This is a genomic window from Nostoc sp. T09, from assembly GCF_002154695.1.
In the GTDB taxonomy this organism is placed as follows: domain Bacteria; phylum Cyanobacteriota; class Cyanobacteriia; order Cyanobacteriales; family Nostocaceae; genus Aulosira.
In genome coordinates this window covers 1-12967 of the sequence record NZ_MTAV01000083.1, presented here as the reverse complement: position 1 = coordinate 12967, position 12967 = coordinate 1, and the positions used below count along the sequence as shown (strand labels likewise).

Annotated in this window: 9 protein-coding genes; 6 read left to right on the top strand and 3 right to left on the bottom strand. The window is 41.8% G+C overall.

Features of this window, described 5'->3' with window-relative positions:
• The 4 genes from BV372_RS17865 to BV372_RS17850 form a co-directional block, all read left to right on the top strand.
• On the top strand, nucleotides 1–6702 hold a 6702-nt coding region (locus BV372_RS17865; RefSeq protein WP_086687847.1), incomplete at its 5' end, for a putative Ig domain-containing protein.
• 435 nt (nucleotides 6703–7137) lie between these two features.
• Nucleotides 7138–7647: a DUF1036 domain-containing protein gene (locus BV372_RS17860; protein WP_086687846.1), complete on the top strand. Its 510-nt coding sequence runs from the start codon at nucleotides 7138–7140 to the stop codon at nucleotides 7645–7647.
• A 358-nt stretch (nucleotides 7648–8005) separates the two neighbouring features.
• Nucleotides 8006–8440: a hypothetical protein gene (locus tag BV372_RS17855; RefSeq protein ID WP_143845171.1), complete on the top strand. Its 435-nt coding sequence runs from the start codon at nucleotides 8006–8008 to the stop codon at nucleotides 8438–8440.
• A gap of 39 nt (nucleotides 8441–8479) precedes the next feature.
• Nucleotides 8480–8692 carry a hypothetical protein gene (locus BV372_RS17850; RefSeq protein WP_086687844.1) on the top strand — a complete coding sequence of 71 codons (213 nt, stop codon included), beginning with the start codon at nucleotides 8480–8482 and terminating at the stop codon, nucleotides 8690–8692.
• A gap of 5 nt (nucleotides 8693–8697) precedes the next feature.
• On the opposite strand, the gene BV372_RS36410 is transcribed toward BV372_RS17850, so the two are convergent.
• The 3 genes from BV372_RS36410 to BV372_RS17840 form a co-directional block, all read right to left on the bottom strand.
• Complete coding sequence (locus BV372_RS36410; RefSeq protein WP_179198134.1) at nucleotides 8698–8841, bottom strand: hypothetical protein; 144 nt, start codon at nucleotides 8839–8841, stop codon at nucleotides 8698–8700.
• Nucleotides 8842–8860: 19 nt separating this feature from the next.
• Nucleotides 8861–9805 (bottom strand): methyltransferase domain-containing protein, encoded by a 945-nt coding sequence (locus tag BV372_RS17845; protein ID WP_086687843.1) that lies wholly within the window; start codon nucleotides 9803–9805, stop codon nucleotides 8861–8863.
• A gap of 73 nt (nucleotides 9806–9878) precedes the next feature.
• On the bottom strand, nucleotides 9879–10679 hold the full coding sequence (locus BV372_RS17840) for an RMD1 family protein (RefSeq protein ID WP_086687842.1): 801 nt from the start codon (nucleotides 10677–10679) through the stop codon (nucleotides 9879–9881).
• Nucleotides 10680–11324: 645 nt separating this feature from the next.
• Here BV372_RS17840 and BV372_RS17835 point away from each other — a divergent pair.
• Nucleotides 11325–11513: a helix-turn-helix domain-containing protein gene (locus tag BV372_RS17835; RefSeq protein WP_086687841.1), complete on the top strand. Its 189-nt coding sequence runs from the start codon at nucleotides 11325–11327 to the stop codon at nucleotides 11511–11513.
• 646 nt (nucleotides 11514–12159) lie between these two features.
• Nucleotides 12160–12888, top strand: a complete 729-nt coding sequence (gene rpaB, locus BV372_RS17830; RefSeq protein WP_086687848.1) for a response regulator transcription factor RpaB — start codon at nucleotides 12160–12162, stop codon at nucleotides 12886–12888.
• Nucleotides 12889–12967 lie beyond the last annotated feature (79 nt).

Sequence of the window (12967 nt, the reverse complement as noted above, 5' to 3'; positions counted from 1 at the left end):
GTTGAGGATAGTTTCTCAGTAGATGAAGACAATCAATTAGAAGATAATATTCTTACTAATGATAAAGATCCAGATAACAATATACCACTAACAGCAAATTTAGTCAGTCAACCTGAAAATGGTACAGTTACTTTAAACTCTAACGGTTCATTTATTTATCAACCCAAGAAGGATTTCTCTGGAGAAGATAGCTTTACATATATTGCTAAAGACAACCAAAATCTTGCATCTACGCCAGCCACTGTAACCATTACTGTTAAACCTATTAATGATCTACCTGTAGCGGTTGAGGATAAATTTACTCTCAACCTTAATAGTGAAAATAGATTAGATGTTTTAGCAAATGATAAAGATGTTGATAATGATAAATTAACTGCAGTGCTAGTCCAAGCACCTAAAGAAGGTAAACTTACACAGAATTCTGATAGCTCATTTACCTATACTCCTAATCCTACAGTCAGCGGATTAGACTATTTTACTTATAGGGCTGATGATGGCAATGGTGGTATTTCTGCTCTTCCCACAAATGTAATTGTTGAGTTCTATCAACCTGAACCGTTAAGAGTTAAAGGGATTTATAAACAGCTTGGTGAAACTTCTTTTCAAGTTTCAGGTAATGTTGAAGTCGGTTTTATCAACAAGGCTATTCCTTTTCCTTTTAATCCACTGATTACTATAAAAAATGGTGGATTAGAGTATGACGAGACCAATCTCCAAGCAAAGGGGGTTGTTTATTCTAGTCTTGCTGGTCTATCTCAACCTTTGTTTACTGGTAACTTTACAATTCCTACTGGGCAAACGACAACAGAAGCCTTACTTGATGAGAGTTCAAACAACAATTCTCAACTAACACTGGCTGGTCTTGATATTAACATTACCAAATTGCAACTCCGACAGAATGCAATTGCCTTGCAGGGAGCCATTCAACTACCTAACCAATTTAACAGTGTATCTGTAGAAGTTAGTGGTGACAACTGGTTATTAATCCAAGATAGTGGTATTAGCCTATCAGGAGCGAAGGTTCCTGGAGTAGACTTTGAGTTTGGTAACCTCCTCCAGGGGAAGACAGGCGACCTTACCCTAAGTTACCAAGATAAACCTCAAGAAGAAATTAAGATCCAGGGTAGTTTTGAGGTTACATCTCCGGTTCTTCGTAATGCAAAGGCTACTGCTAACTTCTCTGCACCGAGTAGTTATTTTCTGATCCAAGACGCTAAAGTTGACGCAGTCGGCCAGCTAAGCCTTGAAAATCTCGCTATTGTTCCTGATAAGTGGGAACTCAGAAAAGCAGTTCTTACCTTAGACACGCCAGCAGGTAAAGTTACGGGAGAAGCTGAAGTTTTATTCCCTTTTGGCTTAGAAATTGATACCAAGTTAGGCTTTCAGAAGGTTGGTGAGGATTGGGAGCTGAACGAGGTCAGAGTTCAAGTAGGTGAACTACCAGAAATTCCTAATATACCGTTGAAAATCAGAAACCTCGATGCAAGCATTATGGGTCTTGCAGATGAAGGGGCTGATATTACAGCAACTGTACACAACATTAAAATTACTGACACGCTAATATCAATCCCAACAATTACACTACCTTGGGGTGGCAGTTTCTCAGGGTATCTAGCTGAACTGGACCTGAGTGGCACTATTGACAAGAATAAACTCGATGCAGCTGGTGAACTCACGCTTGCAGGTGGGCTAGTTAAAGGTACGGGTGATATCACCCTTGACTGGAATCAGTACAACCTCAATGGAGGACTCAGTTTCCAAGCACTTAGTGGATTAATAAATGCTAAGGCAAGTATTCAAGCCGATGCCGATCTAAACTTTTCTTTGACGGGAAGTGGAAGCCTTAAAATACCTGACTATCAGATTTTTAGAGATTTAAATCTTGAAGGTGTTGAGATTGCCAAGGGTCTTGTTGCTCTCAACTTTACTAATGATAGTAATTACAGCAATGATTACATTGTTGCAGGTGGAAAAATACCTGGTGTTTCTTTTGTTCTTGACTTACTTGATTTTCCTGCTGGCATCCAAGTGTATTTTAATGGTGATGTTAAGGCACTTGGACTCAAGAAGCTTGAAGAAATAGAGGCCGAATCGCTACCGGCTGAAGCATCAACTAGTTTAACTTTAGGAACTGATACTCCATTATCTTCTAGGTTAGATGCACCTAATTTTTTAACTATTACTCAGCAAGCCTTGTCATTGGCGCAGTCGGATCTTAAGATGCTTTCTGCATCGCCAACCTTTGCTTCTACTTTTGATACTGCTTTTGGAAGTACCTGGAGTCAAGAAGTAGCGGCTACAATCCGACAATCCTGGCTAGCAGGAGACTTTAGCTATCTCCCGCAGATTGAGCTTGTCTCCGCCAGCAATATCAGCAATGCTAACGCTGCCTATGCAGACTCAACCGAAACAATCTATTTGGCTAAAGAGTTTCTGGCTGAGCATCAGGCAGACTTGGGAACAATAGCTGGAGTTTTACTCGAAGAAGTTGGACATTGGGTCGATGCTCAGGTCAACCCGATAGATTCTCCTGGAGATGAAGGGGCCATCTTCTCATCTCTTATTCGGGGCGAAGCTCTTAGTGCTCAGCAGCTCCAACTTCTTAGAGCAGAAGATGACACGGTTACTGTCACACTCAATGGTGCAGCTACTCAACTCAATCTCAACTCCACCGAAGTTAACCAAGCAGTCTACAGTGTAGGAGCTTACACACCCTTCATAATCCTGTCGGCTGACTGGGTAAATAATGTGGGGACACCAGACTTTCAACTTCAAGCTCCAGATGGCACGATTTATACAGCAGCTAACATCTTAAACGCAAGCAATATTTTCGTTGACCAAGACCTCGGTGATTCTACCCGTCTAGTCATTGCGGTTAAGCAACCTGCTGCCGGAAACTGGAGCTTGAAGTTACTCAGCAATGGAGACCTAGGCACAGTAGACTTTGCTGCCATTGGCGGTACCAATGCACCAACGATCGCCATTCCCTCACTTACACAAGACACTGCTAATCAGACTGTCACTATCAACTACAACGCCGTTGACGCTGACTCTCAAGCCAAGCTCAGCTTCTACTACGACACTGATCAGGAAGGCTTTGACGGTTCCCTGATTGCTAAGGATATTGCTGAAACGGATAATTCAGGCAGCTATGTCTGGAACACGACAGGTATTACTCCAGGAGATTACTACGTCTACGCACTGGCTCAAGACGACGATAGTGTACCTGTGTTGGCTTACAGTTCGTCTAAAGTCAGCATTGGCAACAACGGACCTGCTGATAACAATGCTCCTGAGCTGACTGGCACTCAGTCCACTCTGTCAAGTGGTACTGAAGACACCTTCTACATCATCAATACCTCCAACCTGCTCGTTGGCTTTAGCGACCCAGACAGTGACTCCCTTTCCGTTATCAACCTCACTGCCACCAACGGCACCCTGAGTAATAACAACGACGGCACCTACACCTTCAACCCCAACCTCAACTTCAACGGCACTGTCACCTTCACCTACACCATCAACGATGGCAAAGGTGGCTCTACCCCAGCTACTCAAAGCTTCACAATCACCCCCGTTAACGATGCACCAACTTTAAACAATGCGATCGCCGATCAAACAGCCTTAAAAGATACAACGTTTACCTTTACTCTTCCAGGCAATACATTTACTGATGTTGATGCTGGTGATTCACTCACCTACTCAACAACCTTAGAAAACGGTAATCCTTTACCAGGCTGGCTCACCTTTGATTCGGCAACTCAAACCTTTACTGGTACTCCAGCCAATGGGAACATTGGTAGCTTGAACGTTAAAGTGATTGCTACTGATAAAGCTGGAGCTAGTGCCAGTGATATCTTCACTCTGACAGTGGCCAATACTCTCGAACCCATACTACTACAGTCAACTACTGGTGATGGAAATCTTCAGGTAACGGTTGATAGTTATGGTGCCTTTGGAACTGCTCAAACTGGTGGACAGGGAGGAGTCTACGATCCTTTGGGTACAGGAACTCCAGCAAGTACAGTTTACCAAAGTTATCTAGCAGCAAGAATCGGTTCTTCAGGTTCACGCACCCGTTTAACTAACAATGCGCTCTCAAGCACTGGTTTTACTCAAAGTGATACAACTTCAGCCCAAAGTTCATTTACGTTTCAAGGACTTAACTTTACTCTGCAACAAGTTGTCACTGATACATTCAGAAATAACGATCGCAGTGGTAGCTTACTGGCTCAAACCTATACGATTACTAATCCAACAGACACCACAATTTCATTAGAGCTAATTCGCTACCTTGACGGTGATCTGAACTTTGATAATAGTCTGATCGATGGCGGAGGGCGTTTGCCCGTTGGAATCAACGGACTAGAAACTTTATTTGAAACTGATCAATCAGGTAATGCTGAGACAGATTCAACCTTTGTTGGCATTACTGCTGAAGGTGGAAATACTGTGTTGCCCGGAAGGTATGAAATCGATTCATACTCTGGGCTTCAGTCACGTATTGATGCTGGAAGTGCTTTAGATGATGCAATTACTGGTGATAGCAGTCCGGTAGATCAGTTTGTAGATAGTGGGGCGGGATATGACATTACCCTGGCTCTTAGAAATGTGTTTGAATTGGCACCTGGTACTTCTACAAGCTATACAGCTTTGACACAATATGGTTCGGGTGGAGCGATTACTGTTGTACCTCAGCTATTCAGCATAGCTGCAACCGATGCCAATAAAGCTGAAGGCAACTCAGGATTCCTTGCATTTACGTTCACAATCACTAGAAGTGGGGATCTGAGTAGCACAACTACCCTTAACTATGCAGTTACAGGTAGTGGAAGCAATCCTGCCGATGCTGCTGACTTTGGAGGTATCTTACCTTCAGGTGTAGTCACATTTGCTCCTAATGAAACTAGCAAGCTAGTCACCATCAATATTAGTAGCGATACGGTAGTTGAATCTACAAAAGATTTTACAGTCACTCTTTCCAATCCATCAAATACTGCCTCAATTACCACTGCTACTGCTACAGGTACTATTATCAATGATGATGCTCCCCTAGGTAATACTGCTCCAGTCCTTGTCAATGCGATCGCCGCTCAACTAGCCAAACAGGATACAGCATTCAGCTTTACTTTTGATGCTAATACCTTCATTGATGTAGATGCAAATGATAGTCTTACTTACTCAGCTACGCTACAAGATGACAGTAATTTACCTAGTTGGCTAAATTTCAATGCAGCTACGCGCACCTTTAGCGGTACACCAACTAACTCGAATGTTGGTAATCTCAATATCAAACTGACGGCAACTGATACATCCAATAAAACAGCCATTGCTAACTTTGCATTGCAGGTAGACAATGTAAATGATGCACCGACGCTACAAAATGCGATCGCCGATCAAATAGCTGCTGAAAATACAGCTTTCAGCTTTACTTTTGATGCTAATACCTTCATTGATGTTGATGCTGGTGACAATCTTACTTACTCAGCCACACTATCCGGCGGCAGTAATTTACCAAGCTGGTTAACATTTAATGCAGATACTCGCACCTTCAGCGGTACACCCACTAACGCCGATGAAGGAAATTTGACCATTGAGGTACGAGCTAAAGATAATAGTGGTGTAAGTACCATTGACACATTTGCCTTAGCTGTCGAACACAATAGCGGCGTACCTACCTTCAATCTGGCAAAAATTGCCGATGATATCTTCAAAATTTCCAATAGTAGTGGCAAATCAAAACTTAAAATCACGCTAACAGACAGAAATTCTAATCTGGTTAATGAACTGGGAGTATTTACTGTTGACGATGCTATTGGTAACATCAACGGTATTGCCCCAGGAACATTGGGTTACACTCAAGCAGCTTTAGAGCGAAGTCAGGTAATTTTCTCAGCTATTTCAAATATTCCCAATGGGTTTAATACCGACAATTTTACCCGGATGTTGGAATTTAACCCCGATGATAACTTAAGGTTTTACTTAGTTAAAAATAGCTCAACTAATGCCGTCCGCGCTGGAATCACCCCACTCACAGACATTGTATTTTCAGACTCCTTAAAGCAAAAAGTTACTGACTTGGGTTCCGAGCAATTCTCCCTTGGTTGGAAAGATGGTAGTAGCACTAGTGACTTTAAGGATATGGTGGTCAAAATTCAGTCTATAAACGATCCGCTACCCCTCGGTACCAATCTCCAAGGAAACCACCAAGGAGCAATGATTGATTTACGCGGGGTGACAACGGAGGTAAAAGCTGATTTTGTAGTTAACAGAGAAGCCGCTTTTGATAATTTTATTGGCTTCTATAAAGTAACTGATGAGAATGGTGGGATTGATACTAATGGAGATGGCACAGTCGATATTTTGACTGGACAGCCTGGTTATGCCGAAGCCGCGATTCGTGGGCGGGTTGCAGGCATTGACCTAACAGTTAATAACCAAGGTACAGCAACTTACAGTGGAACTTTACAACCAGGTTTTATCTTTGCACCATTTATTATTGCCAATGGTAGTCCTGATGCTTTACTGGATACCAATCCCAATAATAATCCAGCAGTTTACTTCCCATTCTTGGGAGCTAATACTGACAAAGTAGATCACATTCGCTTGTTAGGAAATAATGTCTTTGGCTTTGAGGATTTAGCCAATGGTGGGGATAAAGATTTCAACGATGCGATCGTGCGAGTCAATTTGAGTATTACCTAGAACACCGATTCAGTATTCAATAAAAGGTAGGTAGGCACTAGTTATCATCAGGGTTTGAACGAAAGATCTGGTAGTACCCACCCTACCAAAATTGTTCATGTTTATTAATGAATCGGTCTCGTAGTATCTGTTAAACATCGCCCATGCTCGGTCGATGCATTAACGGGCAAAAGATCCGACTTTTTTCCGACCTTTTCCGACCGTCAAACTTTATACCAGGCAGTAGAGTATTTAAATAGAGAATTTGAGGAGCGCAAATTAGCGTGTACGTACCAGTGAATAAAGATGTTTATGCAAACATAGGAGCGAGATTCTTGAACGCAGATATAAACTCTTTGTTTGATTAATCTATAAGTTAGTTGGGTATGTTTGTTGATGACTTTCAAGTAGCTATCCAGATTGAAGTGTTGAGTAATAGTAAGCACTAATAAAGCAATGAAAAAATCACTTTTAAAGAAGTCTTGTAATAATTATTCCTTTGCTAAATTAGCAAGCATTCTAACTTTGACATCAACCTTACAGTTAATAGGTTTTGCCTTACCTGCACAATTAACTGCTTATGCAGCTGAAAGAAATGGGCCTGTAAAGCTCTGTAACGGTGATGTACGAGAAGAGACTGTGACTGCTGCAATTATGTACTACAGCTTTGAAAAAAATGGTTGGATTGCACAAGGATGGTACAACATTGCACCTGGTAAATGTGCTTACGTATTGAGTTATCGTGGAGGTATGTTTGTTTATGGAAAAACTCCCAACACAGTTTACAGTGGCTCAGGCAGTACAGGTTTCTGTGGACCAATTTCTGCGGGTTTTTATGGATACCAAAAAACAACCTGTAATAGCAACGAGAAATTTTATCGAGGGATTGAGATCGCGGTTCCGTCTAATGGTGGTGGCTTCCGATTTACATTTGGAAATCCTAGTAAAGTAAGAGATGATTTTTAATTAATTCAATACGAAAACGCATTTTTTCATGGTAGTAGTTACTACGATTTTGAGCTATCTGCCTTTCCTATAGCCCGATAATTCAATGCGATATCTACCAGTAAATTATCTATGAATATCGCATTTTCCAATACCCAATTATTTTGGGCATAAACTTGTTTTGCTTGCATACATAGTGAAATTAACAATGAGAAACTTAAAAATATTTTTAGTATCCTGTGCAATTATTTATCCATGCACATCAATAATCAATGTTCAAACTGCACTAGCAAATACACCAGCAAGTAATTGCATTCAATCCTTACTCTACAGAAATACTAGTTTTGATGGTTTAAAAAGAACAGAATTAAGTGAGCAAATGGCTGTAAGCATTTGTACAGGTGTGAACACTAACGAACAAGCTAATTCAGTTAAAAACTGTGTCGAATCATTACTTTATAGAAACACCAGTTTTTCTGGCCCTAGACGTACTGAAATCAGTGAAGATACTGCAATTAATGCTTGTGCGTTAAGTCGTAACACACCTAACAGCAATTTTAATAATCCTGCACCTGGAAGCAACACAATCAATATAAATGTGAATCCTGGCGCAAATCAAAATCCCATTGCTGGAGGTTCACCAAAGGCTATAACTGATTGTATGAAGCGTCTAATGTACGAGCAAAAATTAGTGTGCACTCGTAACAGGTGCAGTCATTTTCCCAGTGAAGGTTTTGGAGGATGGGAAATGCAGGATGTAAGAACTGATGTAAGCGAAACAGCAGCAGTCCAAGCTTGCCAGAGCGCTCGGTAGGTTGGTCTTTTTAATAAGTGATTGAATTTGCTCGCTGCCATGTTGAGTATTCAATCACTATCTATAAAATGCGGAATTTGCGATCGCTTCGATTCTTGGCTGCAAGCAGGACAACCTGTTCAGTATGAAATTCTGATTGAACAGACTACCCGTTCTGGAGCAACCTATACCTCTGGAATGAAAATCAACTTGATTGTAGATAAAGTGACTCCCTCTCCTGATATTCAGTACTACTCACCCTCAGAAAGCTGAAAGTCTTAGCTAGCGATCGCATCATTAGTTAGGTGGTAAACACTTTGTTGAATCTTTAGCCAATCCTTTTTTTCGGTTACTCCCAAAATATCGATGTTCTCTGCTATGCGACCCAAAGCCAGTTTGAGTACCCATGCTTCATCGTTCAAGTCGCGGACTTGTCGGGGGTCACGAGTTAGCTCTTATGGCACGGAACATCCCGAATCGACACAGGCCCGTGCCGAATGCTAGCCGCATCAGTAGCAGGGTAGGTACTTCTCGCAGAGATTTAATGAAACCAGATAGACCAAAACGCACCAATCCCTCTGGTCGCGCCACTCCCTGCCAGATGGAATCTAGCCAAGAAGGAAGTGTTTGTTCCGTCCAGTCTGCTGTCATCACTTCCCCCTCGACTAATCCCGTCGCTACCAAAAGCTCGGAAAAGCCTTCAATGCTAGAAAAAGCAGGATGAGACCACTGATCTAGTAGTTGCCGCATTACCGGTTTTTCCCAAAAATTCAGCGGGTTTTGGCGATCGTCCCTCTGATTCCAGTCAGCTAAAACCATTACTCCACCCGGCTTTAACACCCGCATTAACTCTTTGGCAAAAATGGCTTTATCTGGCATATGTGGTCCGGCTTCAATCGACCAAACTACATCAAAACTAGCATCTGGAAAAGAAAGTGCCATAGCATCATCCACCAGAAACTGCACATCAAGTTCCTCAGAAGTTAACTGCTGCGCGCGTTGAACTTGTTGGGGACTGATGGTAATACCTGTGACTGCAAACCTGTAATCCCGCGCCAGAATGCGACTGCTACCTCCAATTCCACAGCCAACATCTAAGATGGTGGTACCAGGGGGTAATTTATCTAAACCACCCCAACGCACCATTTCATGCACAAAGTCAGATTTAGCAGCTAGAAAATCCTTCCTTTGCGGCGGCGAACCATAATGACCTAAGTGGATATGTTCGCCCCAGTAAAACTCTAAAATACCGTCTTCAGTCCATTCATCATAGGAATTGGCTACAGAGTTAGATGATTGATAACGCCTCGCACTGATTAGATACAAGGCGATACCCACCGCCAGTAGTGCAAGGAAAACTCCTAGCCCAGAAAAAAACCAACTCATTGAAAGAAAGCCTTAATATTTTTTTACAATTTTATCCCATTGCTAGACTGCAAGCTGCCCAACTTGCTTACCGTTAGCGTTTGAAAATGATGTCGTACAATGACAGCAGAATCTCTACCACAATCAGAATCACCACATACCACTCTACTCGCTGGCTACTCCTATGCTGCATGAACTCCAGCACCGTTTGTGCGGTTTGGGAAATTAGCTCTAGTTTGCGTTCTAGGGCATTGTGACGCTCACGGATTTCGTATTCATCCTCCAAGCGCAGATATAAATTTTCTAGCTGTGGGGATTCCCAGAGCAACTCCGGCTTATCGATGATCTCTACTCGACCCACTATCTTATGTTGAACTAATAGAGTAGTCCCAAGTTGACGCAGTAATTCCCGACTTTGGCGTTCACTCCTATTTTCGCCCTGGAGACTAGCTGCAAACGGTTCAATTTGATCAAATATAGTGGCTAAGCTAGTTTCATAATGAGACAGCACAGCACTCTTAGCGAGAATATCAGCCACTATCTGCAAGCGTTCAATACTAAATTCATGTAAGAAAATTGTTCCTTCCTTGACTCGCTCACTCTGTGCCATGTTGAGTTGAACTTCCACTTCTTCCGTCTCTGGGTTAGCAAAAGATTCGCTAACTTGAGAGGATAGTTCACTCAAGAAGGCTACCTTTTCCACAGGCTCAAGGTTAAACAGGACAACTGCACCATAGCCTAGCAGCACCGCACAGCCATGTTCACCTACTGTAACCATTAGCGGCATAGTCGCCAAGCGAACGTAATTCTTCAATGTGTGTAGGCTAATCTCCTTACCAAGAAATAGGGCCTGCGCTCTAAAGCTATCTCTGCCATTAAAAAGGAGTTTTTGCATTACCGCCCTATACTATATTTTGCCTGTTGAACTGTGGGAGTAGCGATCGCAACTAATGCTTGTTATCGGAGATTGCTACAACCTCAGCTTACCAATAAACCTATCCAGCACTGCCTCAGTCGGGCTGGGGGAGGCAAAGAAATAAGCGTAATCAAGGTTATTAAAGTACTAAGAGTTACCAAAAATTCCTCTTTTCCTCTCCAGCCTCAAGAGTTTATCTTCGTGACATTCGGAGCAATACTGAAAGGCGAATGATGGGTAAAAGTTTTATCCGGCATTACCCTAAAGAAACGCTTAATGATGAAAAATACTCGATGTCAACCTTAAGGGGGTATCGCTGAGTATGACAATCGTTGTAAAAAACTTCAAAGAAAACTAATTTCTTAGTGAGATTAACATTTGGCTGTGTGTAGTCAGAGCTACTTTTGAAGATAAGACCTTAAACTCTGTCATTACAGATGCCTGAAAGTGTCCCTCGCCCAGAAAAGGAGGAAAGAAGTTCACAAATGATTTAGGACTGCTATATAACAGATAGTTATTATAGATATAAGCAGCCTTCATGTTACATGTGTTAATAATTCTTAATATCCTGTTAGGATTGGCTTAGATAGCAATCTAATTAAGATTGCAAGGAAAGTAACCCTAATGCTTAAGCAAGGTATTTCACTGGCAGAAGCAGCAAAACGTCTAGGCATGAGTCAGAGCGATTTGTATGTGGCTGTGCAAAAAGGACAAATCTCTATTGTTAGAAGAGATGGAAGAACTGTTGTTCCTCAAGGAGCCTTAAAAGATTATCAAATTAGGCAACGTTTTATTTCTGACTACAGGCTCTAAGTGTTTTAAGTTGCACTAGATATTAATACAGTTTTCAATTATCGCTAAGCACCCAGATTATTAGTTTATTGAGTGGTTTGAGTCTGAGCCAGAATCAGTAATATAGGTTAAATGTGCCAAAGTAATGGTTCTGGTAGTTTGCCACAGTCTCCTCAGATGAGGCGAGCGCTATCTGCATATACCCAATATAACTACACAGGTAACTGACACAACCTTACACGAAATTACTCAAACTACTTCTAGATAAAGTCAAGTGCTCTTACCCGAAGCTGGAAGGGGCATTTTTTTTGCTGCCAATATAGAGAGATTAGCTAAAAAACTGGAGAGTGTATCACTCCACTAGCCCACATCAGCCAAGCTTTCAATCATCCTGGGAGTGTCAAGGGTTTGGGCGATCGCACCAAAATGCTACAAGAACTAGAACAAATTGCTCAAATTTTAGAGCCATAATTTTTTAGTGAATGCTGAGATTTGTAAACTAAATTAGAAGGCAACAAACAACAGAGTTTATTTTTTTAATAGCGGCTTCAGTCGCCAGCCAGTGAAAGTCTCAATAAGATATGTGTCAAAAAGAGTTTTAAGATTTACTGGCTCGAACATGATAGTGATAATTAAAAATTCTCATGGTGAAGAGGCATTGAGTAACTTGGAAAGCCATAAAGAAAAAATCCTGGTGGTAGACGACGAAGCAAGTATTCGCCGGATTTTAGAGACGCGCCTTTCCATGATTGGTTATGATGTCGTCACGGCTAGCGATGGCGAAGAGGCATTGAAAACTTTTCGCTTATCTGCCCCGGATTTAGTAGTTTTAGATGTGATGATGCCAAAGCTAGATGGCTATGGTGTGTGTCAAGAATTACGTAAAGAATCGGATGTGCCAATTATTATGCTCACAGCCTTGGCAGATGTAGCAGATCGGATCGCTGGGCTGGAATTAGGTGCAGATGATTATATGGTGAAGCCTTTTTCTCCCAAGGAGTTAGAGTCAAGAATTCGCTCAGTGCTGCGTCGCAGAAGTAATAGAACAAGCGCTGCTGGTGTTGTAAGTTTGGGAGTGATTCAAGTAGGCAATCTCAAAATCGATACAAATAAGCGACAAATCTACAAAGGTGATGAGCGAATTCGGTTGACTGGTGTCGAATTCAGCTTGCTGGAGTTACTAGTGAAATATTCAGGTAAGTCCTTTTCCCGTGGAGAAATTTTACAGCAAGTGTGGGGTTACACGGCGGAACAACATGCAGATACTCGTGTGGTGGATGTGCATATCTCACGATTGCGGGGAAAGTTAGAAGATGACCCCGACAATCCAGAATTAATTTTGACAGCCAGAGGTACTGGCTATCTTTTTCAACGAATTACTGAACTCGAGCATTAATTTACGAAAAAATCAGCATTTAGAGGTTATTTATAAAGTAAACCTTAAATCGTAGTGGCGTGGCAAGCCTAAAGTTGTG